The sequence below is a fragment of the Algoriphagus litoralis genome (assembly GCF_003259255.1).
Lineage (GTDB): Bacteria > Bacteroidota > Bacteroidia > Cytophagales > Cyclobacteriaceae > Algoriphagus > Algoriphagus litoralis.
Genome location: NZ_QGOL01000006.1, coordinates 118,289 through 143,454, shown reverse-complemented (window position 1 = coordinate 143,454; position 25,166 = coordinate 118,289). Strand labels below are relative to the sequence as shown.

21 protein-coding genes are annotated in these 25,166 nt (G+C 44.1%); 11 read left to right on the top strand and 10 right to left on the bottom strand.

All coding sequences use genetic code 11. The features are described from left to right. Positions 1 to 88 precede the first annotated feature (88 nt). Positions 89 to 748 carry a metal-dependent transcriptional regulator gene (locus DK188_RS06375; RefSeq protein ID WP_111669977.1) on the bottom strand — a complete coding sequence of 220 codons (660 nt, stop codon included), beginning with the start codon at positions 746 to 748 and terminating at the stop codon, positions 89 to 91. A gap of 201 nt (positions 749 to 949) precedes the next feature. Between DK188_RS06375 and DK188_RS06370 the strand changes: the two genes are divergently transcribed. Next, positions 950 to 3,229 (top strand): TonB-dependent receptor, encoded by a 2,280-nt coding sequence (locus DK188_RS06370; RefSeq protein ID WP_111670204.1) that lies wholly within the window; start codon positions 950 to 952, stop codon positions 3,227 to 3,229. Positions 3,230 to 3,331: 102 nt separating this feature from the next. Here DK188_RS06370 and DK188_RS06365 read toward each other — a convergent pair whose 3' ends face one another. The 3 genes from DK188_RS06365 to sdaAB are packed head-to-tail and all read right to left on the bottom strand — an operon-like array spanning position 3,332 to position 6,724. Beyond that, a complete protein-coding gene (locus DK188_RS06365; protein ID WP_111669976.1) occupies positions 3,332 to 4,654 on the bottom strand; it encodes an efflux RND transporter periplasmic adaptor subunit in 1,323 nt (440 codons plus the stop codon). A gap of 3 nt (positions 4,655 to 4,657) precedes the next feature. Further along, positions 4,658 to 6,010, bottom strand: coding sequence for a TolC family protein (locus DK188_RS06360; protein WP_111669975.1), 1,353 nt, complete (start codon positions 6,008 to 6,010; stop codon positions 4,658 to 4,660). Between the two features lie 36 nt (positions 6,011 to 6,046). Next, the gene (gene sdaAB / locus DK188_RS06355) at positions 6,047 to 6,724 is read right to left on the bottom strand and encodes an L-serine ammonia-lyase, iron-sulfur-dependent subunit beta (RefSeq protein WP_111669974.1); all 678 of its coding nucleotides are present in this window, start codon (positions 6,722 to 6,724) and stop codon (positions 6,047 to 6,049) included. Positions 6,725 to 6,889: 165 nt separating this feature from the next. Between sdaAB and DK188_RS06350 the strand changes: the two genes are divergently transcribed. The 5 genes from DK188_RS06350 to DK188_RS06330 all read left to right on the top strand — a co-directional run bounded on the left by DK188_RS06350 (position 6,890) and on the right by DK188_RS06330 (position 14,288). Continuing rightward, entirely contained in the window at positions 6,890 to 7,693 is an 804-nt protein-coding gene (locus tag DK188_RS06350; RefSeq protein WP_111669973.1) for an aminotransferase class IV, read from the top strand. Positions 7,694 to 7,818: 125 nt separating this feature from the next. Further along, entirely contained in the window at positions 7,819 to 9,462 is a 1,644-nt protein-coding gene (locus DK188_RS06345) for a sodium/sugar symporter (protein WP_111669972.1), read from the top strand. A 9-nt stretch (positions 9,463 to 9,471) separates the two neighbouring features. Beyond that, complete coding sequence (locus DK188_RS06340) at positions 9,472 to 10,980, top strand: xylulokinase (protein WP_111669971.1); 1,509 nt, start codon at positions 9,472 to 9,474, stop codon at positions 10,978 to 10,980. A 36-nt stretch (positions 10,981 to 11,016) separates the two neighbouring features. Beyond that, positions 11,017 to 12,330, top strand: a complete 1,314-nt coding sequence (xylA, locus tag DK188_RS06335; RefSeq protein ID WP_111669970.1) for a xylose isomerase — start codon at positions 11,017 to 11,019, stop codon at positions 12,328 to 12,330. 53 nt (positions 12,331 to 12,383) lie between these two features. Continuing rightward, the gene (locus DK188_RS06330) at positions 12,384 to 14,288 is read left to right on the top strand and encodes a sialate O-acetylesterase (protein WP_111669969.1); all 1,905 of its coding nucleotides are present in this window, start codon (positions 12,384 to 12,386) and stop codon (positions 14,286 to 14,288) included. On the opposite strand, the gene DK188_RS06325 is transcribed toward DK188_RS06330, so the two are convergent. The 4 genes from DK188_RS06325 to DK188_RS06310 are packed head-to-tail and all read right to left on the bottom strand — an operon-like array spanning position 14,285 to position 16,532. Further along, the gene (locus DK188_RS06325) at positions 14,285 to 14,629 is read right to left on the bottom strand and encodes a type II toxin-antitoxin system VapC family toxin (protein ID WP_111669968.1); all 345 of its coding nucleotides are present in this window, start codon (positions 14,627 to 14,629) and stop codon (positions 14,285 to 14,287) included. The two genes, DK188_RS06330 and DK188_RS06325, sit on opposite strands and share 4 nt — an antisense overlap. 11 nt (positions 14,630 to 14,640) lie before the next feature. Next, a complete protein-coding gene (locus DK188_RS06320; protein ID WP_111669967.1) occupies positions 14,641 to 14,871 on the bottom strand; it encodes a hypothetical protein in 231 nt (76 codons plus the stop codon). 60 nt (positions 14,872 to 14,931) lie between these two features. After that, on the bottom strand, positions 14,932 to 15,999 hold the full coding sequence (locus tag DK188_RS06315; RefSeq protein ID WP_111669966.1) for an alpha/beta hydrolase: 1,068 nt from the start codon (positions 15,997 to 15,999) through the stop codon (positions 14,932 to 14,934). 5 nt (positions 16,000 to 16,004) lie between these two features. After that, the gene (locus DK188_RS06310; RefSeq protein WP_157963181.1) at positions 16,005 to 16,532 is read right to left on the bottom strand and encodes a hypothetical protein; all 528 of its coding nucleotides are present in this window, start codon (positions 16,530 to 16,532) and stop codon (positions 16,005 to 16,007) included. A 213-nt stretch (positions 16,533 to 16,745) separates the two neighbouring features. Between DK188_RS06310 and DK188_RS06305 the strand changes: the two genes are divergently transcribed. Both DK188_RS06305 and DK188_RS06300 read left to right on the top strand, forming a co-directional pair. Next, positions 16,746 to 17,315, top strand: coding sequence for a hypothetical protein (locus DK188_RS06305; protein WP_232825671.1), 570 nt, complete (start codon positions 16,746 to 16,748; stop codon positions 17,313 to 17,315). A 367-nt stretch (positions 17,316 to 17,682) separates the two neighbouring features. Beyond that, positions 17,683 to 18,273: a hypothetical protein gene (locus DK188_RS06300; RefSeq protein WP_111669964.1), complete on the top strand. Its 591-nt coding sequence runs from the start codon at positions 17,683 to 17,685 to the stop codon at positions 18,271 to 18,273. A gap of 50 nt (positions 18,274 to 18,323) precedes the next feature. Here the strand turns inward: DK188_RS06300 and DK188_RS06295 are convergent, their stop codons facing one another. Beyond that, positions 18,324 to 19,568 carry an ADP-ribosylglycohydrolase family protein gene (locus DK188_RS06295; RefSeq protein WP_111669963.1) on the bottom strand — a complete coding sequence of 415 codons (1,245 nt, stop codon included), beginning with the start codon at positions 19,566 to 19,568 and terminating at the stop codon, positions 18,324 to 18,326. 2 nt (positions 19,569 to 19,570) lie between these two features. Next, positions 19,571 to 20,533, bottom strand: coding sequence for a phosphotransferase (locus DK188_RS06290; protein WP_111669962.1), 963 nt, complete (start codon positions 20,531 to 20,533; stop codon positions 19,571 to 19,573). Positions 20,534 to 20,677: 144 nt separating this feature from the next. Here DK188_RS06290 and DK188_RS06285 point away from each other — a divergent pair, with 144 nt between their 5' ends. The 3 genes from DK188_RS06285 to DK188_RS06275 all read left to right on the top strand — a co-directional run bounded on the left by DK188_RS06285 (position 20,678) and on the right by DK188_RS06275 (position 25,142). Continuing rightward, positions 20,678 to 21,835, top strand: a complete 1,158-nt coding sequence (locus tag DK188_RS06285) for an acyl-CoA dehydrogenase family protein (protein WP_111669961.1) — start codon at positions 20,678 to 20,680, stop codon at positions 21,833 to 21,835. Between the two features lie 74 nt (positions 21,836 to 21,909). Then, a complete protein-coding gene (locus DK188_RS06280) occupies positions 21,910 to 23,601 on the top strand; it encodes an AMP-binding protein (RefSeq protein ID WP_111669960.1) in 1,692 nt (563 codons plus the stop codon). A gap of 161 nt (positions 23,602 to 23,762) precedes the next feature. Further along, complete coding sequence (locus DK188_RS06275; protein WP_111669959.1) at positions 23,763 to 25,142, top strand: MATE family efflux transporter; 1,380 nt, start codon at positions 23,763 to 23,765, stop codon at positions 25,140 to 25,142. Positions 25,143 to 25,166: the final 24 nt, after the last annotated feature.

Below are 25,166 nucleotides of genomic sequence, written 5' to 3'. Positions count from 1 at the left end.
AAATAAATTTGATTACTGGTAATAAAGCGGATAGGCAATAAAAATCTTATCGGTTAAATATCTACAAGGTATAGATTAAACCTACTATTTACCCGATTATCCTCACTAGCAATCGCTCTGACACTTTTTCACTCAGGGTTTCTTGGAGATGATCTGCATAGCTTACTACCAAACTGAGATCATACGCTTCCCTTGAGAGAATTTTCATTTCAATTCCAAGGGACAATTTCCGGCTATTTAAAAACTCCAAAAATTCTGTCGAGGAATTTGTTAGAGCCGTTAGCTGAACGATTTGGCCAGCTTTGCAGGAGGATAGCGGGGTGTAGGAAAACTCCTGCATTCTTCCCTGATTATCAGGAATCGGTGATCCATGCGGATCAATGGTCGGATGGCCCAGCATTTCATCCATTCGCTCAAAAAACTTAGGCGCGTGAATATGTTCAATTTGCTCAGCCACTTCATGAACCTCCTCCCAGCCAAAGCCCATTTTTTTCACTAAAAACATTTCAGTCAATCGGTGCTTGCGAATAATTAAGGCGGCTTCTTTTTGTCCTTTGGGAGTCAAGGTTACTGGCTTGTATTTTTCATAGACGACCAAGTCTGTCTTCTGAAGACTTTTTACCATACTGTTGGCAGTAGGCATGCTCACCCCGAGACTCTGGGCAAGCTCGGAGATATTCACTTCTCCTTGGGAATTTGAAAGATTGTAGAGGGCCTTGAGGTAGTTTTCTTCGGTGGTAGAAGCCATGTTGCTAGTGTGATCCAGTTCAAAAATGATCAACGTATATTAGAAAAACAAATTTGTTAGAATAGTCTAACATATTATCTTTGTTGTTCTAACATAATAATTCGAAAAATGAAAGTCCCCTCATTACACTTGTCACCCATTTTTTCAACAAATGGGAAAGCGGATTGGGAAATTTCAGGTAAATGCAATAGTGCAGCACTTATGAAGTACGCATTTCTATTTTCCAGTTTGATCTTGTTATTCCTGCTGTCTTCAGCTGGGTATGCGCAGCAAAAACTGACAGGAACAATTCAAGACTCCAAAGGTCCATTGGAATTTGCCAATGTGTTGATCAAAGAAAAGGGCATTGGAGGGATCACAGACAGTCTTGGGAGGTTTGAGTTGATTAATTTGGAGCCGGGACAATACACACTTCAAGTTTCGCTCATTGGCTATTCCACGTATTCCAGACGGATTTCAGTTCCCTTTGCCGGTCAGGAGCTTAGCATTACGCTGGATCAGCTTGACAGCTCTTTGGATGAGGTCGTGGTCAGCGGGACAATGCAGGAAGTTTCACGATTGGATAGTCCGGTGCCGGTTGAGGTGTACAAGGCGGCATTTTTCAAGACCAACCCTACACCTTCGCTTTTTGAATCTCTTCAAAATGTGAACGGCGTCCGACCGCAGATCAATTGCAATGTCTGCAATACGGGAGACATCCATATCAATGGGCTGGAAGGTCCCTATACCATGATTTTGATCGATGGGATGCCGATCGTAAGCGGCTTGGCTACGGTTTATGGATTGACGGGGATTCCACAATCTCTGATCGACCGGATCGAAGTGGTAAAAGGACCTGCCTCAACTCTCTATGGCTCCGAGGCTGTCGGTGGCCTGATCAATGTGATTACCAAGCGACCCGAACTTGCACCTTCTGTCTCCGTAGATGCGTTTGCCAGTGGATGGGGAGAAGTTAATGCTGATCTGGGATGGAGAAGCAAACTCGGTAAGTCAGTTTATTCCCTCAGTGGCATCAATGTTTTTTGGTACGATAACCCCATCGACAACAATGGAGATGGTTTTACAGATCTTACTTTGCAAAAGAGAATGTCACTTTTTCAGAAATTTGAAATCCAACGAAAGGCAGGACGGATTTTTACCCTAGCGGGTCGCTATGTAAACGAAAATCGCTGGGGCGGTCAGGTGAATTGGACCGAATCGGATCGGGGAGGAGATCAAATCTACGGAGAAAGTATCCTTACCGAGCGCTGGGAAGCTTTCGGTACCTACCAGCTTCCTGTCCAGCAATTGATCAATTTTCAGTTTTCGGCAAATGGCCACAAACAAGATTCCTATTATGGAGAAACCTTTTATCTGGCCGATCAGACGATAGCCTTTGGCCAGCTGACCTGGATAAAGGAGGCAGGAAAGCATAATCTGCTTTTTGGATCGGCCTATCGGTATACCTATTACGATGACAATACGCCAGCCACTTCCAGTGAAGGCGGAAGTAGGAATTTCCCATCTGAGATCCACCTGCCAGGAGTTTTCTTGCAAGATGAGATTCGGTTTAGTCCCAAACACAGTCTTTTGGCGGGCCTGCGGTACGATTACAATAGTGTACACGGGGGCATTCTGTCTCCCAGATTAAATTATAAATGGGTCTCAGCGGATAAGAGTACAGTATTCAGAGCCTCTGCTGGTAATGGCTTTCGCGTAGCAAATGTCTTCACAGAAGACCATGCAGCATTGACTGGAGCTCGGGAAGTGGTATTTACAGAGGAATTAAACCCTGAGCGCAGTTGGAATGCCAATCTTAATCTGGTAAAAAAGTTATACACCGATCAGGGGAATTACTTAGGATTGGACGGTGCAGTTTTCTACACCTATTTCACCAACCGAATCGTGCCGGACTATGAGAGCAACCCAAATCAAATCATTTATGCCAATCTGGACGGGAGCGCAGTCTCCAAAGGGATTTCTTTGAATTTGGATGCGGTATGGAATTCAGGATTTAAGATTTTGGCAGGAGCCACACTCATGGACGTGAGCTTAGAAGAGGGGGGAGAAAAGGTGCGTCAGTTGCTTACCGAACGCTTTTCAGGAGTCTGGACAATTGGATATTCTTTTCAAAATCTGGGTTTGACCTTGGATTATACGGGCAATGTTTACAGTCCGATGCGATTACCGTTGCTAGGAGAATTGGATGATCGACCTGAATTTTCTCCCTGGTGGAGCATTCAAAACATCCAGCTCACCAAATCATTTGGCAAGAAATGGGAAGTGTATGGAGGGGTGAAAAACCTGTTGAATTTTACTCCTCCGGCCAATAGCATTGCTAGGGCATTTGATCCATTTGACCGGGGAGTGGAGTTTGATCCAAGTGGAAATGTGATTTCTACACCCGCCAATCCCAATGCGTTGACCTTTGATCCTACCTATGTTTTTGCTCCCAATCAGGGAATCAGAGGGTTTTTGGGACTGAGGTTTACCTTAGACTAAGATGATCGTCAAGTTTACTGGGGAAAATGGACACCGGTTTTCACATCATAAAAAAAGCCCGTGATGAATCTTCATCACGGGCTTCTTAGCTAGTTGACAGGTTTAATTAGCAGGAGGTGTCTCAGTCTTGGGAGCGCTTCCTCCCATTTTCTTTACTGCATCACCTTCTTTCAGTTCTTTACTGACAGTGAAATAAGGTCCTGAAATAATTTCTTCTCCTTCTTTCAGGCCTTCAAGAATCTCGATGTTTTCATAATCAGAGATACCTGTTTTTACAGTCCTGAGCTTTGCGATTCCGTTTTCACTCACGAAAACAAGTTCTTTATTTCTAGTAGTACCACCTGCAAGGGTATCCACTTGAGTTTCTCTGGTCGTGACAGCAGCTAGCGGGATGGCTAGCGCATCACTTTTGGATGTGGTAAGGATTTCCACAGAGGCAGTCATACCTGGACGGAATGGATACTTGTTTCCTGCTTTTACCAAGTCTTCGTAAGAGCTATTGAGAATTCTGATTTTTACTTTGAATTCAGTTACAGCATCAGCCGAAGTTTTTGTATTCGCAGTATTGGCAATACTGGTCACGATGCCTTTGAATTTCTTGTTCAGATTGGAATAGGAATCCACATCGATCAAAGTCGTGTCTCCTAAGCTCAGGCGAACGATGTCATTTTCATTAACATCCACCCGAACTTCCATTTTGGAAAGGTCTGCGATGGTCATCATTTCGGTACCGGCCATTTGCTGTGTACCCACGACACGCTCTCCCTGCTCAACCAAAAGGCTGGATACGATACCGGAAACAGGTGAGTTTACATTAGTCAACCGTAGGTTTTCGGCAGCTTCATTGACTGAAGCCTGGGAACTTTTCACAATGAATTCAGAGGCAATCACATTCTGTTTTGCCGCTTCCAGATCTTTTTCCGCGGTGATGTAGTTTGCCCGGGCAGTTTCAAAATCTGCGTCTGAAATAACTTTTTGCTCATAGAGACCTTTTTGTCTGTTGAAGTTCAATTCAGCTTGTGTGAATTGGGCCTCTGATCGCTGAAGGGCTGCTTTGGTTTGAGCAAGGTTTGCCATTTGCTGATTGAGGTTCGCGCGGCTTCGCTCGAGGGCTGACACAAAGTTATCAGGGCGGATTTTCACCAGAAGTCTACCCATCTCCACTGAATCACCCTCTGCCACATTGAGTTCGATGATTTCACCTGCCACATCCGGGGAAAGTTTCACTTCTACTTCAGGCTGAATCTCACCTGAGGCACTGACTTTTTCGATGATAGTCGTCTTTTTAACAGTAGCAAATTCTACTTCCTTTTCTTTGACTCCCCCGATCCATCCGGCGGATCTGCCTATGATGGCAATGACAATGATAAGGCCTACTGCTCCCAGTAGGTAATACAAGAGTTTATTGGACTTTTTAGCAGCCATGATTTAGTTTAAGTTGATGGGGTTACCGAGATAGAAGTCAAGTACTTTTACTCTAAAGATGTAGGTGTATTTTGCGTTTAGCAGGTCGGCTTGAGCGTTAAACAGGTTGTTTTGAGCGACTTGGAAATCCACAGAGTTGATTGCACCGAGATCAAATCGCTGCTGGGCAACCCGGAAAGATTCCTGAAGGCTTTGTACCCTCAATCCGGTCGCTTCAAAAGTTTCCTCTGCAGCTAAAGCTTGGTTATAAGCCGTTTCAATATCCTGTCTGAGTTGGTTTTTAGCTTCAATTTCTGCGATTTGGCTAATCTGATACTGTGCTCTGGCTCGTTGCACTGAGGCCCGATTGGAGAAATTGGAGAAAAGCGGAATATTAAGCGAAGCTCCCAAAGATTGCGAGAGGTTATTTCTCATTTGATCACTGAAAGGGTCAAAATTTGCCATGTTATTTTTAGGCTGATCGGCAAAGTTGGAGAAAACGTTACCACTGATCGACAACTGCGGGTAAAATCCTGCTTTAGCGATCTTAGTACCCAGCTCAGCACTTTCAGCTTTTTTGGTAGCTGACTGAATCTCCGGCATGATGTCCACCGCTACATCATAGATTTTTTTAGCGTCTTCAGTCGCCATTAAAGATTCATTAATCTCAAATTCAGGCTCTATCACATCAAAATCCTCTGTAAAAGGAATCTGCATCGCTTGAGCTAAATTTAATTTGGCGAGGCGAAGGTTATTCTTGGCATTGATGACTTCGACCCGGTTGGTAGAAGTGGTGGATTGTAGATCAAGTTGCTCCGCCACTGCCAAAGTACCCGCCTGCACCAATTTTTTGGTTCGCTCGAGTTGTTCTTCGGAGGTTTTGAGTTGATTTTCCGCAATTTTTACCTGCTCCCGATTGAAGACCACATTGATAAACTGGTTAATGATATCCAGCGAAATTTGATTTTTGCTTGCCTCTATATCCAATAGCCCGGCTTCTAGGTCAATCCTAGACTGCGCAATGGTATTGGTATTTCTCATTCCATTGAAAACAGTAATCCTAGCATCTGCAAATGGATTGAATGTGATCAATTCATTGGTTTCATAGAGGTTGGTTACCGGGTTGAGTGATCGACCCCAACGATAACTTGCGCTACCTCCAACTGAAAGCGAGGGGATTCGCTGTCCTTGACTTTCCAGAAGATTTGCCTCAGTGATCTGTTGATTCAATTCGGTTCTCTTGAGAGTCAAATTGTTTGATAAAGCTATTTCAACGCATTGCTCTAAGGTGTAAGGCCCTTCGTAGTTTTGGACCTGAGCTTCGCTGATAAGTGCCAAGCATACAGTCAAAATAGCTCCAAGAAAAATTTTCTTCATATTTGGCTGGTTTAGTTTGAGTTAATTATAAGATTCTTACAAATCAATATCTGGAATGTAGATTAATTCAGAGATCCAGGGAAGTGATTTGAGGTATTCAGTCGTGATCTCCCGGATGCCAGAATCCATTTCGATTACATGGCAAGCTACATCGTTTTTTCCTTTTCGGGAAACCGACATCGTCGCAATATTGGTTTTTTCCTGTGCAATTACACCTGAAATGAAGGCAATTGCACCGGAAATATCACCCGCTTTGATGATTAGCGTGTGATTTTGGGCCGAGAAGTTGGCGGTAAAGCCATCCAATTCAGCAATATTTATCACGCCACCTCCCAAGCTTTCACCCACCACCTCGATCTGACGCATACCCTTTTTGAGATTAAGTTTGATCGTATTTGGGTGATGGATCGATGAGTTGCCGATGGATTTAAACTTGTAAATGAGGCCTTTCTCTCCTGCAATCTCGATGGCGTTCTTGATTCGTGAGTCGTCGGTCTTAAAATCCATCAAGCCCCCCAAAATAGCTCTGTCGCTTCCATGTCCTTCATACGTCCTTGCAAAGGAGTTATAGAAGGTAATCTCTGCTTCATCGGGAGTTCCGCCCAAAATCCGAATAGCCGCTCGGGCGATTCTGACCACTCCGGCAGTATGTGAGGATGAAGGGCCAATCATCACAGGACCGATCATATCAAATACACTACTTTTGTTTGCCATGGGTACCTTTTCACCAATTTTAATGCTAACACGATACTAAATTCAAGATTAAGGTATTTTTCAGTTTGTTTTAGCGGTGGAAGCCTCCAAAGGTGGTTTTGTTTGCTACTTTTAACATTACGGTAATTGAACAAATTTTATTTGTGGACGAATACGGACACTTTTATGAGCGAAACTGATACAGTTTACACTTATTTATTTACAGATCCTGATTGGCAAAAAATCGATCAGATCTCCATCCCCAATCGGGCGATGAATTTTGGTGACGGATTATTTGAGACGATGGTTTTTGGTGGAGAAAAAATCAAATTTTTCGGATACCATATTGATCGACTGAAACGAGGACTGGAAGTATTAAAACTAGAAATTCCACATTCATCCCTGGAGCGACTTGAATCCTGGATTTTGGAATATTTTGCAGGACAAAATCTCCGAATTCGCTGGAATATTTTCAGAGCAGGTACCGGAAAATATACTCCTGAATCAAAAGTCGGCATCCAGACCCTTCAGATTCAAAAACTTACCCTTGCTCCTCTGGTGAAATCCCAATCTTCTTTTTCTGAACAGGTTTCACTCTACCCTTCGCCTTGGAGTCCATTCAAAACGCTAAGCGCACTTCCCTACGTGATGGCTGGACAGGAGCGAATTGAGCGGGGATTGGATGAATTGATTTTACTTGATTACACGGGGAAAGTAGCGGAAGCTTGCGCATCGAATATTTTCTGGCGCAAAGGGAATAAGGTTTTTACACCTTCACTGAGCTGTGGGGGGATAGATGGAGTAGGGAGAAGGGCAATTTTGAGTAAAATACCCCGCTTGATCATGGAGGGTATTTTCGGTCCAAACGATCTGCTCAAAGCCGATCAAGTATGGGTATCCAATGTAACGGGTATTAGTTATTTGGAAAAAATCGATTCTTTAGAATTTTCTACTGAAAGATGGGATCCTCTTTCCGAAATTTTTGAATAAAATCATTCGGTTCTTTTTTTTTATGCAGACGTTTGCATCAAACTCTTATCTTTATCGACCTTAATTTGTAAAATTTAAACTACAAATACCTATCATTACCCAAAACCCTCAATCAACCTATCTCCATGCTATTAGAACCAATTGATTTAGTAGTCTTCTTTGGCTATTGTTTCCTCATTATTGGAATGGGCATATTTGTCTCTAGAGAGAAAAAAGGCCACGTCAAAAACTCCTCAGATTATTTCCTTGCGTCCAAAGCCCTTCCTTGGTGGGCAGTAGGTGCTTCCTTGATTGCATCCAATATTTCTGCTGAGCAGTTTATCGGGATGTCAGGTTCAGGATTCGCACTGGGACTTGCAATTTCTACCTACGAATGGATGGCTGCGGCTACCTTATTGGTGGTGGCGATTTTCTTTTTGCCAGTCTACATGAAAAAGGGCATCTATACCATGCCGGGATTCCTACTAGATCGATACGATACACGCGTACGCACAACGATGGCCGTTTTCTGGCTCCTTTTGTATGTTTTTGTGAACCTGACTTCGGTGCTCTACTTGGGAGCGCTTAGTTTGAATACGATTCTGAATGTGCCGATGACCTATGGCATCATAGGTTTGGCTCTCTTTGCGATGATTTATTCGATTTACGGTGGACTCAAAGCTGTGGCCTGGACAGATGTAGTACAGGTTGTTTTCTTGATTGCCGGAGGCTTGGCTACTACCTACATTGCTTTGCAAATGGTTGGAAGCGGTAATGCATGGGAAGGATTGGGGATTCTTAGAAAAGAAGTGCCGGGCCATTTCTCCATGATTCTAAGTAAAGGTGAAATGATGATTCCTGACGGAAAAGGTGGGACAAAAGACGCGTATCTGGAATTGCCTGGATTGTCTGTTTTGATCGGCGGAATGTGGATTACCAATTTGAGCTATTGGGGATTCAACCAGTATATCACCCAGCGGGCTCTCGCAGCCAAGAGCTTGGATGAAGCCCAAAAAGGGATGATTTTCGCAGGTTTTCTTAAGCTTTTGATGCCTTTGATCGTGGTCATTCCCGGTATTGCTGCTTTAGTAATTGTGAATAATGGAATTGATGCCGGCTTTATGGAATCTATGAAAGATCCAGTTACCGGTTTGATCAAGTCTGACCGGGCATATCCCACTTTGCTTCAAGTTTTACCTACCGGGTTAAAAGGTTTGGCATTTGCTGCGCTCACAGCAGCAATTGTTTCCTCACTTGCTTCCATGGCTAATAGTACCTCTACTATTTTCACCATGGATATTTATAGCAAATATTTCGGCAAAAACTCCTCTGAAACCAATCAGGTAAGAGTAGGCCGGATCACTGCAGTGGTTGCGTTTATCATTGCTGCTATTGTAGCCCCGGCATTAGGGCAATTGGATCAGGCCTTTCAGTTCATTCAGGAATACACCGGGTTCATCAGCCCTGGGGTATTTGCGATTTTCGCTTTTGGAGTTTTCTGGAAAAAAACCACATCCAATGCCGCTCTTGTGGGAGCAGCCTTGAGTATTCCGCTTTCTGTTGTACTTAAAATTGCTTTTCCGCTTTTGCCATTCCTAGATCGAATGGGGATTGTATTCCTGGTACTGGCAGCCTTGATGATCATCATCAGCTTAGTCGAAGGCAAAGGAAAAGATCATCCCAACAGCATCGAAGTCGATGCGGAATTGTTCAAGACCTCGACCGGATTTAAAATTGGAGCGATCCTGATCGCAGGGATAATTGCAGGACTTTACACCATATTCTGGTAATACTAAATTATGAGAAAATTGCTTTTAGGGCTTGATATCGGTAGCTCATCGGTGAAAGCTTCTTTACTCGATGCTACCACAGGCAAGTCCATTGCCTCAAAGGCTTTTCCCGAAGAAGAAATGCCAATGAATGCTCCGCAAACAGGCTGGGCAGAGCAGGACCCTGAAATGTGGTGGAAATATGTCAAGGAGACCATAGCTTATGTCCACCAAAAAGCCGCCATTAAAAAAGGAGAACTCAAAGGCATCGGGATCGCCTATCAGATGCATGGCTTGGTCTGTGTGGACAAAGATCAAAAAGTCCTAAGGCCGTCGATCATCTGGTGCGATAGCCGCTCGGTTGAGATCGGAGAAAAGGCCTTCAAATTCTTGGGAAAGGACTATTGTCTGCCACATTTGCTGAATTCTCCCGGGAATTTCACGGCTTCCAAACTTAGATGGGTAATCGAAAATCAGCCAGAGGTGGCTGCGAAAATCCATAAAATCATGCTTCCGGGAGATTTCATCGCGATGAAACTCAGCGGGGAGATTTTGACTTCTGAAACGGGTCTTTCGGAAGGGATTTTCTGGGATTTCAAAGACAACGGCTTAAGCGATAAGCTTCTGAAGCAGATGGAGATTCCCAAAGCTTGGATTCCTCAGGCAGTGCCTTCTTTTTCTGTTCAGGGAAAAGTGAACGCCCAAGGATCTAAGGAAACCGGACTCGAAGTAGGGGTTCCGATTTCTTACCGAGCAGGGGATCAGCCTAACAATGCCTTCTCCCTTCAGGTATTAAAACCTGGTGAACTGGCCACTACTGCTGGAACCTCAGGAACGGTCTATGGGGTCTGTGATACACCGCTTTACGATCCGCACTCTCGAGTCAATACCTTCGTCCATGTCAACCATTCAAAGAAAAGACCTTCTTATGGTGTTTTACTTTGTGTAAATGGCACAGGAATTCTCAATTCCTGGCTTAAAAAAGTCATGGGAGGCAAGTGGATTTCCTATGAAGAAATGAATGCCATGGGTGGAGGAGCACCGATTGGATCCGATGGGCTGACATTTATTCCATTTGGGAATGGAGTAGAGCGAATAATGCAAAACAAATCTGTTGGAGCGCATTTGCTCGGCTTGGACTTACTCAAGCATGACAAAAAGCACGTGGTTCGCGCAGCCCAAGAAGGGATCGTAGCCTCCTTGACTTATGGTTTTCGGATCATGAAAGACATGGGAATGAACCTTCAGACTGTCAAAGCAGGAAAAGCGAATATGTTCTTAAGTCCGCTATTCCGCAAGACCTTCGTTCAGATGAACCAGGTCAATCTTGAGCTCTACGATACCGATGGGGCTCAAGGTGCAGCACGAGGGGCAGGAATTGGAGCCGGAGTGTTTGGATCCGAGGCTGAAGCCTTTCAGGGATTAAGTCTATTGGAAACCTTGGAGCCCAATCCGACCTTCAACCAACCCTACCAGGAAGCTTATGCAAACTGGGAGTCCAAACTGAATGAATTACTTAAATCCGGCCTTGCCGGTTAAAATCAAAACCTATTTACCTAAATAACCAAGAGAACTATGGCTAAGACCTATTTCCCGACAATCGACAAAATCCCTTTTGAGGGTAAGGAAAGTGACAACCCGATGGCTTTCAGATTCTATGACGCAAACCGAGTCATAGCAGGAAAGACCATGAAGGAGCATTTCAAATTTGCAATTGCCTACTGGCATTCCTTCTGTGGAACTGGTGGGGATCCATTTGGTCCAGGTACTATTGTGCATCCATGGGATGCTAGCCCTGACCCGATTCAGCGGGCCAAAGACAAAATGGATGCGGCTTTTGAATTTACCTCTAAAATCGGCGCTGAGTATTATTGCTTCCATGACATCGATTTGATCGATGAGGGACCGACCTTGGCTGATTATGAAAAAAGAATGCAGATCATCACCGATTATGCATTGGAGCATCAGAAAGCCTCTGGAATTAAGCTCCTTTGGGGTACAGCGAATGTCTTCAGCAATCCTCGCTACATGAACGGTGCGTCTACCAATCCAAACTTTGATGTGTTGGCTTTTGCAGGTACGCAGGTGAAAAATGCACTGGACGCCACAATTAAATTGAGTGGAGAAAACTACGTATTCTGGGGCGGTAGAGAAGGCTACATGTCATTGCTCAACACTGACATGAAGCGTGAAACCGAGCACCTCGCTAGATTCCTGACCATGGCTAGAGACTATGCCAGAAAAAATGGATTCAAGGGCACATTCTTCATTGAGCCTAAGCCAATGGAGCCGACTAAGCATCAGTACGACTACGATTCAGCGACCGTAATCGGGTTTTTGAGACACTTCGGACTGGACAAAGATTTCAAACTGAACATCGAAGTAAACCATGCGACACTGGCTGGACATACCTTCCAGCATGAATTGCAGGTAGCAGCCGATGCTGATATGCTGGGAAGTATTGATGCCAACAGAGGTGATTATCAAAACGGCTGGGATACCGACCAGTTTGCGCTTAATCTTCAAGAGCTTGCTGAGTCGATGTTGGTCATCCTGACTTCAGGAGGTATCAAAGGCGGTGGAGTAAACTTTGACGCAAAAGTGCGTAGAAACTCCACAGATCCTGAGGATCTTTTCCTGGCTCATATCGGATCAATGGATGCGTTTGCCAGAGGAATGTTGATCGCCAACGACATACTTGAAAAATCAGATTACTTGGAGCGTAGGAAAAACCGTTATGCAAGTTTTGATTCTGGCTCAGGAAAAGCTTTCGAAGAAGGTAAGTTGACTCTGGAAGACTTGAGAAAATATGCCTTCGAAGTAGGTGAGCCGACCCAGTTTAGCGGTAAGCAAGAGTATTTCGAAAATCTGATCAATCGGTTTATTTGATAAAATTGAAAGGAGACTTTGGTCTCCTTTTTTGTTCTTAATATGTTCTCAGAATGAAACGAATCCTAGTTTTTCTACTCGCCCTACCGCTGTTTTTTGCATGTGAACTTGACAAGCCCGAATCAGCGGTTCAGTTGCCCAAATTAATCTCAGATGGAATGGTCCTTCAAAGAGACCTCCCAATCAAAATATGGGGCAGGGGGATTCCTGATGAAAAAATTCGCGCAAGCATAGCAGGTGCTGTGGGTAGCTCGCAGGTGCTTCCGGACAGTACTTGGGTTGTTCTTTTGCCCCCTCTTCCTGCTGGAGGGCCTTATGATCTTGTGGTAAACCTTCAAGCTGTTAAAGATGTGTACATCGGAGATGTCTGGGTGGCCGGAGGTCAGTCGAATATGGAATGGCCGCTTAAGCAAGGCGTAATTGGGGCAGAGGCGGAATTTGCAAATGCAAATTTCCCAGAGATCCGTTTCTTTAAAGTTGAAAAAGACTACAGCTCACTGGAAAAAAGCGACGTAAAAGGAGGTGCTTGGAAAGTAGCAAATGCAGAAAATCTTCCGGATTTCTCCGCAGTAGGATGGTTTTTTGCGAAGCAAAATCACCTGGAGAAAAACGTGCCTGTGGGAATCATCGAGTCCAACTGGGGAGGAACTCCTGCAGAAGGATGGACCGAAGCCAAAGTTTTGGCTTCCATTCAGGACAGATCCTATACCCAAGAGGCCTCGGAAATCCTGGCTGACTCTTCTAAATGGATAAAAATCCTGGCTGAGAATGAAGAACGTAGAAAACTGCGAGATGAGATGGTCATCCGGCCTGATTCACTTTTGGCAGGGGAAGTCTCCTCAATCAATTATTCTGACGGCAATTGGAGTACGATCAGTCTTCCTGCAGCTAATCCACTTGAACATATTGCATGGGTCAGAAAGAAATTTAATCTGTCAGCAGCAGGTGAAGTCAAGCTGACATTGCCGGACATTGATCAGATGGCATATATCTATGTAAATGGGGTGCAGATTCATTACAAAAACTGGGGAGAGCCTGTTCCTGAGTTGACCATTCCTGCAGACATATTGAATACAGGACAAAATGTGCTGACCATCCGGGCAATCAATACTTGGAACAATAGACCTTCCATCGGCAAAAAAGACCAAATGTATCTCACCCAAAACGGAAAGAAAATCAACCTTGAGGGTGCTTGGACTTATTCCAATGATAGTGTCGAGCCCAAGCTTCCACTGGTGGAATTTCACAATTGGAGACCTGGTTTTATGTTCAATGCAATGATTGCTCCACTGACCCAGTATGGAATCAAAGGGGTCATTTGGTATCAGGGAGAAAGTAATGCTGGAAGGCATGCAGAATACAAGGAACTCTTCAGCGCCATGATTACCAATTGGAGAGCGAGATGGGACATTGGAGATTTTCCGTTCCTCTTTGTACAATTGGCTAATTACATGGAGCGGAAAGAACTTCAGCCTGAGAGCAGTTGGGCCTACCTGAGAGAGGCACAGACTCAGACCCTAGAACTTCCCGCCACAGGCATGGCTACAATCATCGATATCGGAGAAGCGGAAGACATCCATCCGAGAAACAAGAAAGATGTAGGCGAGCGGCTTTGGCTTCAGGCTAAAAAAGTGGCTTTTGGAGAAGATATTCTAGCCACAGGACCGGTTTTTAAAGAAGCCAAAATCGAGGGGGATTCCCTTCTGGTGACATTCGCGGAGGTAGGTGAAGGACTCAAATTGACTGTTGGGTCGGAAGTCAAGGGCTTTATTTTGGAAGATGCTGAAGGGCAATTTGAGATTGCCTCAGGAATAATCTCTTCTAATTCACAAGTGAAACTGGCAATTCCAGCTGACTTCGTCCCTGTAGCAATTCGCTATGCATGGGCTGACAACCCTGAGGTGAATTTGGTGAATGAGTTGAATTTGCCTGCTGTGCCTTTCAAGACGGACCTTTAAATAATTTCGTAGGGATTTAAAATTTTTAAGTTCTCGAGTTTATCAAAGTCTTTACTATTTCTTGTTATTAAAATGAAATTATTGGCTAAAGCTGTACTTGCAATGATTGCATCCGGTAGTTTGATTTTATGCATTTTCCATAGCGAAATACAAATAGAAATGATGTCACCTGCTAGGTTATAAATCAGAGATTCAGAAATAAATTCTTCCAAGATTTTTTGATCTTTTTCACTAGAATTAAAGCCTAAAATTTCAATTTTGGAAATGATATAAATCTGAGGGTAATCATTAATTATATCATTAAGAAATAATTTGGCCTTATCTTTAAAACTCCCTGCCAATCAGTCAAATATCACATTTGAATCAATAAAATATCCCTGTTCTCCCATTCTTTTCTACTTCTATTAATATATTCCTGCATATCCTCAGCGACTTCTGAGGAAAGTTTTCCGCCAAATCTTTCAGAAAGACTTTGACCATCGTAATTGGATTTTTTTAGCACTTTAATCACCTGAAGGTCTTCCAAATCTTCCAAGAGCTTATATGCTTTTTTATCGTTTATTTGAATTAAAACCGTCTCCATAATTATTGATTTTCAGTAAGTTAAATTCTTTTTTTGAGATTCTCGCTTGTTGAAATCAAACTACTTGTTTCCCTCCATCACTTCTTTAGCCTCTAGCATATCATCGATCTGATTTTGAAACGAGGACTTGGCTGGAACCTTGGCTACTTTCTCCAAGAAATCAATGGTGGCAAACATTACTCCTTCCCAGTCATCCGAGGTGATGGAGGATGCAATGACATGATCGCCGGTCTTTGGAAATGCTTGCTCCCTTTTCAATGGGGCTGGAGTTCCAAGTTGGCTGTACATATCGAGCATTTTAGGCACAGAGACTACAAAGTCCTGCTCTTCGGCACTCTTATAATAGTAACCCAAAAAAAGAGGTTGCTTGATTTTGGCAAAAGTCTCTCGTTTCATTTCACTGTAGATCAGTGTGGCCAAACTTTCATAGCCATTAATATGGTAATCTTCCGACCAGTAGGCTTTCTTGTCCCCTTCTTTTTCCTGATGTATGACTTTGTTTTTCATCATAGTCTTTTCCATGATCAATTTCATCCAGGGAGAAAAGAAAGCCTCCAATTGCTCACCTCCATCGCGAATGGCAGGAGAGTAAACTACCACTGCTTTGATCTCGGGCTGCTGACTGGCCAAAAGAAGCGTGAGTGCCCCGCCCATGGAGGTACCTACGACAATCACAGAATCGCCAAGGCTTTTTCCAATCTGGTAAGCTTCACCGGCGGCGTCGGCAAGTTTCTGGGCGGTCATGTATTCCATGCCATTTGCCCGATCTATTCCATGCTCTGGCAGTCGGGTTACAAATAAATTAGCGCCGAAGTGGCTTGCTAGAAACCGATGCACTGGATCACCCTCCATTGGACTTGCACCAAACCCATGGATATAAACGATCGAATAGGGTGTCTTAGCCTTGTTGCTGCTGTCTGCCCATTGGATGTATGCCTCATTTCCTGGCTTCAAGCCAATGACGGTGTCCTCGCGATTTTGGACGTATTGGCTGAGTTCAGACAATCGGGTGGGGACTTCAGGAAACTGGATGACTAGGTCTTTTCTTTTGACCTTTGGGCCCAGCATATAGACTATGACCAGAATCATGGCGGTGGCGAAGATGCCAAGGAAAATTTTACGAAGCATACCGATCAGTTGGTTTTGAGGTAGGGAGAGGTGGAGTCGATGAAGGTTTGGGTTCCGTTTTTCAAAAATAGAAAAGTACGGGTTTTCAATTGGGAATAATTGGCAGGGGTAGTTTCCAGACTAGTTCCAAAATAGACGGAAATCGCTTCAAATTCCTTGAGTTCGGAAAGACGCTTTTTGTCTGGGGTGAATAATAAATAGGAGATATCTGTCCCAATGGGTAATCCTGCAAAAGGAGCGGTCAGGATTACCGTGATGTCGGAAATGTTGCGGATGTTAAAACTCTGAATGCAACTCAGGGCAAAGGCTTGTCCAGGCAAAGATCCTGAATTGGAGTTTTCTTTCACCTGGATTTCAAGTTCGAAATTGAATCCAAACTCAGCTAGACTGACGGTATCCGAGGCGATAGCATAGCGATTGTTTTTATAGGGACTAAAAAAGACCGCTTTGATTCCCACCGCATCAGCTTCCTTAGGTCTAGGACAGCCATCCACATTCCCGGGTTCGACACTATCGATGCAGGATGCCGTCATGAGTATAAAAAGATAGCCAAAGCATAGCCCAAGAGTAAGGGATACTTTTTTCAAATTGAATTTCTTTAAACTGACCCAGCTAAGCATAGATAAAAGTAATCAATCTTTGGAATCATCCAGAAAATGATCTAAAAGTGAAGAATCCTTACCGCAAAATGTAGCAACTGCGGTGCTTTTTCACGTACCTAGACTAATTATTATCCTTTAATTTGTATGATGAAAAAAACACTTACCCTGCTCGTTCTACTTTTTATTGGCTTCAAGGCTACAGCTCAAGATAAACTTCCAACCCGGTCGGTTTTTCTCGAACTCGGAGGAGCTGGCTTGCCATATAGTTTCAATTACGACTTCCGGTTTGACAAAGAGCGGATGGATTCCTGGGGAATGCGTGTGGGAGCTGGAGGTTATTCCACACAGGAAGATCATTTTTTTTCGTTGCCAGTGATGGTAAATAAATTATACGGCAAAGGACCCCATTATTTTGAATTTGGCTTTGGAGCCACATTTTTCGCGTATGATGAGTCCAACTATACCTATTGTGAAAGTGGATATTTTGACTCGAATGGGGTTTTTATCTGTACTTCTTCCGTAATCCAAGAAAGCAACTATCAATTCATCTTGCCTGTAGACGGATCTCCTAGTGTAATGGGAACAATAAATATAGGATACAGACGAATTCCTGTCGACGGTGGGTTTACCTGGAGATTTAACCTGACACCCATATTCAATAACAATGGCTTTTGGCCGCTCTATGCCGGAATTGGGTTTGGTTATGCCTTTTAGCCTTTTTTATGTGTCCTATCGGACAAAATCTGTACGCAATCGTACAGGTTTTTTATTTTCAAATAATTTGTTTTCAGTGACTTATATTTTTTTGAAAATTAAATTTTCATAACATCATGCAATACGATGCAACCTGCATTTTTTCAGTTTTTAGCCAAATCTGTCCGCTCTTGTGACAAAAAAACGCTAAAATCCCAAGATCGACCAAGTATGGATTACCAAATCGTTTCTTTGTGGATCTGATTTTTAGATAAAAGATTTAAAATACCCTAATTTCTCAGGGCCCTTTTTACCCCATTCAGGCATGCCAAAATGTGTTGGTATGTGCTTCGCATAAGGATAAGCACAACACTAAACCAACACATTTATGAAAACCTTATTCACTTTCGCACTTGCAGGAGCTTTATCTTTTAGCAGCCTCGCAGCCCATGCAGCCGATGATTTGATGGCATTGTCAAACGTAAAGGCAAATTTCAAAAAAGTAAACGTCCTACTTAAAGGCGGGGTAGGCGAAGCCAAAGTTTCGCTCTTTGACGAGTCTGGCAGAAAACTTCACCAACGCAAAGTAAACGTAGGAGAAGGAGATCTGGTGATTCCTTACAACTTAACAAGTCTGCCATGCGGGGAATATCAAGTCAAAATCAGCACTGATGAGGAAGAAGTAGTGTATACCGTGGCTACATTTGAGCATCCGGCCCCGATTGCTGAGCTTCCACTGATGGCATACGGAAAAGTTCTCGATGACGAAACACTAAACTTAGTAGTCATTGGCCTAGAAGAGCCGGGAGTACAAGTGGAGATCCGGACTGAATCTACCAACAAGGCCATTCATACTGAGGAAGTTTCCCAGCCGGAAGGTTTTAAGAAAAACTTCAAATTGAAAGGCGTTTCCCCAGAGGATGTCTATATTTATCTAGAAGACGCAAAAGGAAGAAGTAAAACCATCCACTTTGAATAATCAAAACCAACCTGTTGTAGAAGGGCTCCGAATCGAACGATTCGGAGCTTTTATTTTTTGAGGATGTGGCTGGTGAGCTTTTGAGCCAATTCTTCCAGATCTATACCCAACTCTTCCTGATTCACTTTTAATACCTTTTCGCGTTCCGTTTTGGGCAACTTCTCATAGCCGTACCAAGCCCCTAAGATTCCTCCTGCGAGTGCTGCTGTGGTATCATTGTCCCGGCCATAGTTTACCAAGAAAGACAGGGTATTTTCAAAATCAAAGTCGGTATAGACCATTGCCAGCAGTGTTTGAAGATAAATCTCCCCGGCATGGAACGGCATGTCCTGCTGCTTTTGGTCTAGTTGGGAAAAAGCATAAGCCAAGGCGGGACTAGTGGGATTCAGTTGATGGGAAAGGCTGTCCAGCTTTTTGGATTCTGAATTGATCCACAGGACGTCTTTCAGGATTCGGTGGGAGGTCCGCCCAACGAGTCTGCTTTGGAAAAATCCCTCCGAATCGATCCGCAGTGTGGCAAGTAAATCTTCCTTCTTGGCATTGGGCTTCATTCCAGCTGCAGTCATAGCGACCGCCAGTGCACTCAGATCCCGGGCATAGCCCAAGTCAAAAATCGAAAGTTTAAATCCTTCTTGATAAGCCAGCGAAGGGTCGCCAGGGAAAAATACTCCCAAAGCCGGAGCGTAAAGCAGCCCTGCGCAGACCATTTCTCCGCCATAAAACTTGGAAAGTGAATCGGCATATCCGGTCAGGTTATTATCAAGGTAAGGTTTGCTGACTTTAGCCCATTCAGAAAGCCAGTTCATCTCCAGCATGGCGGCTTCGTAGGGCTCTGGATCGGAACTTTCGATTGATTTGAATTGCTTCAATCCATCTTCATAGGTACTGTAGATATGCGAAGCAAATTCCTTTGGGTCAAGAGTTCCGGGGCTTTGCGAAAGCAAATAAGTAGCCGTGAGTACCTTCCACCGAGTGTCATCAGTCGTGCCACCTGCGGGCAAGTTGGGTTTCCAAGTCCCTTCGGGAGAAACTTCCCGAACCATCGAATCCAATCCATCTACAAAGCCATACTCCAGTTGGATGCTTTCCCGGCTCCACATTTCTGTAGGAGCTCCCATTGCATCTCCGATGGCTGAGCCCACCAGCATGCCGAGGACTTTGTCATACAATTCGGATTCGGAGAGCCCAGAGTCGGTTTTTATTTCTGAAGAAAAAGTAATTTCCTCTGGTGAAGCAGTTTTTTTGCCGCAGGCGAATAGAAAAAATGGAAGCAGGAAAATGGCTAGGTATCGCATGATTAGTTTAGAATAAAGTTTTTGGCAGATTCCATTAATTCACTTTTACCTTCTAGGCTGAAGTGTACAGGCAGCTGCGCGATGCCAATCAATCTTCGGAGGATTTCTACTCCCCGATATTGGTTCACCAGCTTTTTGTCTACAGGATTGGTATAATTTTCCAAAACAAGGGCTTTCAATTTTTCCTCCTGCCTTCCCAGATCCAAATGAGCTAAGAACACTCCCAAATCGAACTCTGGATCACCCAAAAACCCAAATTCCGGATCGATGACTTTGACTCCTGATGGCGTGTCCAGCCAACTTCCCGGATAATAGTCTCCGTGAAGCAAGGAACTTCCCCGACTCAAATAGCGGATTCCTAGTTTTTCTATTTCAGATTTGAGGATTTCATCTTTTTTGTAAACAAGACTGATCTCTTGAAGCCCTGCCTGAACTTGGTCCAGATCGAATCCATTATCCAGCAGGAATGGAAAGTGGAAAATATGTTCGTGATTGAGTCTTCGCATGGCCATATTATCGGGGAATCCACCTGCGTTTAGCTTGTGAAGGCGGTTTAAGAACTTGGTCAATTCCCGAATATGGGCTGCTTCCAGAGACGCGTTTCCAGAATATATTCGTGAGAAATCAGCGCTTTTGCCCAAATCTCCTGTGATCAGCATGTGCTCTTTCTGCTCAAAATGAATGACAGTAGGCGCTTGATTTGCCAGGACTTCATCGGATGATATCAGCTGCAAAAATTGATGCTCCACCTCAATCCGCTCAATTGGCGCTGGAATCTGCGGGTATTTGCGGACATAGGGTTTGGATTGCTTTAGGATCAAGTTTCGCGTGTTGGTTTTGATCCGCAGCACAAGGTTCATATTACTTTCTCCGGCAGGCTCCACACTGAGTAGGATTTCTTCGGGATTCCAAAATGGTAATTTTTGTAGTTCAGCTATTCCTGAGTTTTCATTCAGTTCTGTCATGTAATAAATTTTTTTCCAAGGTTAACTTGAGGCATTTCAATTACCTACGAAAATCCATCTTAATTGGCCTTTTGTCTGATAGATGGCAAAATACAAACCGACCAAATTTTCTATTTTTGGGAAACTACAAAACTAAACCCAAATATGTTCGGACTTCACAGATCACTTTTTAATGAGGAGCATGACTTGTTCCGAGAAAGCGTTAAGGCATTCATTGCAAAAGAAATATCGCCTTTCAATTCAGAATGGGAAAAGAATAAGATGGTTTCCAGGGAAGCTTGGTTGAAGTTGGGTGAAAATGGATTTTTGGGAATTCAAGCTCCTGAAGAGCTTGGAGGAATGAATATCCAAGATTTCCGATACAATGCCATCCTGATAGAGGAACTTGGATTGAGCGGTTGCTCAGGACCAGCTATTGGTTTTCCCCTTCACTCTGACATTGTCATGCCATATTTACTTCACTATGGCACTGACCAACTCAAGAGGAAGTATATTCCCAAGATGGTGACTGGAGAGTATATCGGCGCAGTAGCGATGACGGAACCAGGGGCCGGATCGGATCTTCAAGGAATGCGAACCACCGCAGTAGACCAGGGGGATCACTTTTTGGTGAATGGATCAAAAACCTTCATCACGAATGGATATCTGTCCGATCTAGTCGTAGTGGCGGTAAAAACCGATCCTGGCAAAGGGGCAAAAGGTATCAGTCTTTTGGTGATTGATAAAGACATGGCTGGCTTTACCAAAGGAATTCCTTTTGATAAAGTAGGACTTCATGCGCAGGACACCTGCGAACTATTCTTTGAGGATGTCAAAGTTCCCAAAGAGAACCTTTTGGGTAAAGTGGGCGAGGGCTTCAAATACCTCATGACCGAACTCGCCCAGGAGCGATTAGTGGTTGCTTTGGCAGCGGTAGCACTTGGTGAATACATGCTCCAGGCTACGATTGATTATGTCAAAGAGCGGAAAGCCTTCGGGAAAAGTATTTCCGATTTTCAAAACACCCGGTTCAAGCTGGCGGAGATGACTGCTGCCTTAGAGCAGGGAAGGATTTACTGTGACTACTTAGTCCTGCTTCACAATGAAGGCAAACTTGATTCCGCTATGGCTTCTGCAGCCAAATACAACATGACCGAGCTTCAGTGCAAAGTAGCCGATGAATGTGTGCAGCTACATGGTGGATATGGATACATGTGGGAATATGGGGTGGCCCGAGCCTATGCCGATGCCCGGGTCCAGCGAATCTATGCTGGAACCAATGAAATCATGAAAGAATTAATCGCCAGAAAAATTCTTAAGTAAAAAGTAAACATTTGGTTTGCCTCCATTATTTTTAGGGAAACCCATGAATTAACCATCACCCAAAAAATCCTGTTATGACCGAATTTCCATGGCACAAACAATATCCTGCCTCAGTAGACAAGGAAGTGAATTATGAAGCTTACTCCAGTATTGTTGATCTTTTTGATGAAAGTGTCAGGAAGTTCGGAGATGCGGTAGCTTTTGAGTGTATGGGTAAGACCTTGTCGTTTTCTGAACTGGACAAGTATAGCACCCAGTTTGCCAACTATTTGACGCAGGTTTTGAAGCTAGAGAAGGGGGCCAGAGTGGCAATTCAAATGCCCAATATCCTTCAATATCCTGTGGTGATGTTTGGTGCCCTTCGTGCCGGAATGGTCGTAGTCAACACCAATCCGCTCTATACGCCGGCAGAGATGAAGCATCAGTTCAATGATTCCGGCGCAGATGTGATCGTGATCGTGGAGAATTTTGCCTCCAATCTGGAGAAGATTCGCTCTCAAATCAAAGCCAAGCACATCATCACCACTGAATTGGGAGATATGCTGGGCGGATTAAAAGGCTTTATCGTCAATCTAGTAGTGAAGCACGTGAAAAAACTTGTGCCTTCATTTTCCCTTCCTGGATCAGTTTCATTCAAATCTACTTTGGCAAAAGGGTCTGGGCTATCTTTCAAGCCGGTGAAAATGTCGCTTTCTGAGCCTGCATTTCTTCAATATACCGGAGGAACTACCGGAGTAAGTAAGGGAGCCGAGCTCACTCACGGAAATATCGTGGCCAACATGCAGCAAATCTCTGCCTGGATGAAGCCAAAACTCAAAGAGCGCGAGGAGATCGTGATTACTGCCCTGCCGCTGTATCACATCTTTGCTCTGACGGTAAATTGCCTGGCCATGTTGAAAATCGGTGCACATAATGTGCTGATTACCAATCCCAGAGATATGAAGGCTTTCATTGGGGATTTAGCCAAAAAGAAGTTTACAGTCATGACAGGTGTAAATACCCTCTTCAATGGCCTGCTGAATCAGGAGACATTTAAAGCGCTTGATTTCTCGGGATTGAAAATTGCAGTAGGTGGAGGAATGGCTGTGCAAAAAGCCACAGCGGAAAAGTGGAAATCAGTCACTGGAGTGCCTTTGGCCGAAGGCTATGGCTTGACCGAGACTTCCCCAGTGGCCTCTTGCAATCCCATAGATGGCACAGAGCGGATCGGAACCATTGGAGTCCCGCTTCCCAATACTGAAATTTTGATCGCAGATGATGCAGGCAATGCACTTCCGATCGGTGAGCGGGGGGAAATCCTGATCAAGGGCCCGCAAGTAATGAAAGGCTATTGGAACAGACCGGAAGAAACCGCCAATGTGATGCACGGGGAATGGTTTAAATCTGGGGATATTGGCGTAATGGACAGTGATGGTTTTGTGAAAATCGTGGATCGGAAGAAAGAAATGATTCTAGTCTCCGGCTTCAATGTCTATCCAAATGAAGTGGAAGATGCGATAGCTTCTTGTCCGGGGGTCGTGGAGGTTGGCGTGATCGGTATGCCTGATCCCAAATCCACGGAGAAAGTTGTGGCCTATGTTGTCAAAAAGGATGATTCACTCTCCTCAGAAAAAGTAATTCACCATTGCAAAGAATCTCTGACTAATTACAAAGTGCCTAAAGAGGTCTATTTCACAGACGAACTTCCAAAATCCAATGTTGGGAAGATCTTGCGAAGAAAAATCAAAGAAGCACACCTGGAAAAACTCGGAGTCAAAACGGAATAAGAGTCATTAAATCCAGCAAATTCATAATTTTAAAAAAACCGCAAATCGCGGTTTTTTTTGTTTTTTTGGGAATCAAATTTTAGAAAATCGTCAGGAATCACTTGACAATCGAATCTCTAAATTTCCAATTTTAAATTTTCCAATTTTTCAATCCGATTGAAATGTCCTGGCAACTGATAAAAGACGCAATTCTTGGCAAAGAACAAGATTTTACCAGTCTTCCTTTGAAGACCGCGATTTTTGTTTTGGCGATTCCGATGATTCTGGAAATGATGATGGAGTCCGCCTTCGCTGTGGTGGATATCTTCTTTGTAGCCAAACTCGGCGAACATGCAATCGCCACTGTAGGATTGACCGAATCCGTGATCGTCTTGACTTACGCCATTGGTTTTGGAATCAGCATGGCGGCTACTGCTTTGATTTCAAGAAGATTTGGTGAAAAAGAGTATGAAGAGGCTGGGAATGCTACATTTCAACTGTTGGTTGTAGGCATGACTATTTCCGTTTTGCTAGGACTTGGCGGTTGGATCTTCGCCGCAGATCTACTTCGCTTGATGGGCGCTGAGGAAGCAGTGGTGCAGTCCGGTGCCAATTACGCCAAAATCGTTTTTGCTGGAAATACTGCCATCATGCTGCTTTTTTTGATCAATGGAGCATTTCGAGGAGCGGGACAAGCGCATCTGGCCATGCGATCACTTTGGATCGCCAATGGATTGAATATCGTCTTAGATCCTTTGTTGATTTTTGGGATCGGCTCCTGGGCTGGATTTGGACTCGATGGGGCAGCGATTGCTACCACTTTCGGCAGAAGCATGGGAGTCTTGTATCAGTTTTACCATTTGTTTAATGGCAAGCACAAACTGAAAATCCTTCGGAGAAACCTTCTGGTGAAGTGGGAAACTATCCGCAAAATCATTGATCTCTCCATCGGTGGAATGGGACAGTTTCTGATCGATTCACTTTCTTGGGTGGCGTTGACGCGGATGAATGCGGAATTTGGATCGGCAGCATTGGCTGGCTATACCATTGCTTTCCGGGTGCTTATTTTCACGATTTTACCGGCTTGGGGACTTTCAGGTGCAGCCGCGACTTTGGTTGGCCAAAATTTGGGAGCCAAAGAAATCGACCGTGCCGAAAAAGCCGTTTGGCTCACCACTAGGTACAATGTGATCTTCATGGCCTCGGTGACAGGTATTTACCTCATTTTCAGCCAACAGTTGGCGGGCTTCTTTACAGATATCCCGGAGGTCCAGTCTGTGGCTGCGCAGGGACTTTGGGTGATTTCGATTGGGTATGTGTTTTTTGCAGTAGGGATGGTGCTGACTCAGGCTTTCAATGGTGCCGGAGATACCAAAACACCTGCCTGGATCAATACCGGAGTACTTTTGGGGATGGAAGTTCCCTTGGCTTACTTTCTTGCCTTTCCTATGGGGATGAAATACCTGGGGATCTTCATTGCAATTGCATTCTGCCATTCTTTTCATGCTTTGGTTTCGCTTTATTTTTTCAAAAAGGGCAAATGGAAAACGAAGGTGGTGTAGTAATTAATTTGGTTTTGAGAATGC

Excerpts from the sequence above, each read along its gene's own strand:
- DK188_RS06375 (WP_111669977.1), bottom strand. The coding sequence starts at position 748 with ATGGCTTCTACCACCGAAGAAAACTACCTCAAGGCCCTCTACAATCTT.
- DK188_RS06370 (WP_111670204.1), top strand. The coding sequence starts at position 950 with ATGAAGTACGCATTTCTATTTTCCAGTTTGATCTTGTTATTCCTGCTG.
- DK188_RS06365 (WP_111669976.1), bottom strand. The coding sequence starts at position 4,654 with ATGGCTGCTAAAAAGTCCAATAAACTCTTGTATTACCTACTGGGAGCA.
- DK188_RS06360 (WP_111669975.1), bottom strand. The coding sequence starts at position 6,010 with ATGAAGAAAATTTTTCTTGGAGCTATTTTGACTGTATGCTTGGCACTT.
- sdaAB (WP_111669974.1), bottom strand. The coding sequence starts at position 6,724 with ATGGCAAACAAAAGTAGTGTATTTGATATGATCGGTCCTGTGATGATT.
- DK188_RS06350 (WP_111669973.1), top strand. The coding sequence starts at position 6,890 with ATGAGCGAAACTGATACAGTTTACACTTATTTATTTACAGATCCTGAT.
- DK188_RS06345 (WP_111669972.1), top strand. The coding sequence starts at position 7,819 with ATGCTATTAGAACCAATTGATTTAGTAGTCTTCTTTGGCTATTGTTTC.
- DK188_RS06340 (WP_111669971.1), top strand. The coding sequence starts at position 9,472 with ATGAGAAAATTGCTTTTAGGGCTTGATATCGGTAGCTCATCGGTGAAA.
- xylA (WP_111669970.1), top strand. The coding sequence starts at position 11,017 with ATGGCTAAGACCTATTTCCCGACAATCGACAAAATCCCTTTTGAGGGT.
- DK188_RS06330 (WP_111669969.1), top strand. The coding sequence starts at position 12,384 with ATGAAACGAATCCTAGTTTTTCTACTCGCCCTACCGCTGTTTTTTGCA.
- DK188_RS06320 (WP_111669967.1), bottom strand. The coding sequence starts at position 14,871 with ATGGAGACGGTTTTAATTCAAATAAACGATAAAAAAGCATATAAGCTC.
- DK188_RS06315 (WP_111669966.1), bottom strand. The coding sequence starts at position 15,999 with ATGCTTCGTAAAATTTTCCTTGGCATCTTCGCCACCGCCATGATTCTG.
- DK188_RS06310 (WP_157963181.1), bottom strand. The coding sequence starts at position 16,532 with ATGACGGCATCCTGCATCGATAGTGTCGAACCCGGGAATGTGGATGGC.
- DK188_RS06305 (WP_232825671.1), top strand. The coding sequence starts at position 16,746 with ATGATGAAAAAAACACTTACCCTGCTCGTTCTACTTTTTATTGGCTTC.
- DK188_RS06300 (WP_111669964.1), top strand. The coding sequence starts at position 17,683 with ATGAAAACCTTATTCACTTTCGCACTTGCAGGAGCTTTATCTTTTAGC.
- DK188_RS06295 (WP_111669963.1), bottom strand. The coding sequence starts at position 19,568 with ATGCGATACCTAGCCATTTTCCTGCTTCCATTTTTTCTATTCGCCTGC.
- DK188_RS06290 (WP_111669962.1), bottom strand. The coding sequence starts at position 20,533 with ATGACAGAACTGAATGAAAACTCAGGAATAGCTGAACTACAAAAATTA.
- DK188_RS06285 (WP_111669961.1), top strand. The coding sequence starts at position 20,678 with ATGTTCGGACTTCACAGATCACTTTTTAATGAGGAGCATGACTTGTTC.
- DK188_RS06280 (WP_111669960.1), top strand. The coding sequence starts at position 21,910 with ATGACCGAATTTCCATGGCACAAACAATATCCTGCCTCAGTAGACAAG.
- DK188_RS06275 (WP_111669959.1), top strand. The coding sequence starts at position 23,763 with ATGTCCTGGCAACTGATAAAAGACGCAATTCTTGGCAAAGAACAAGAT.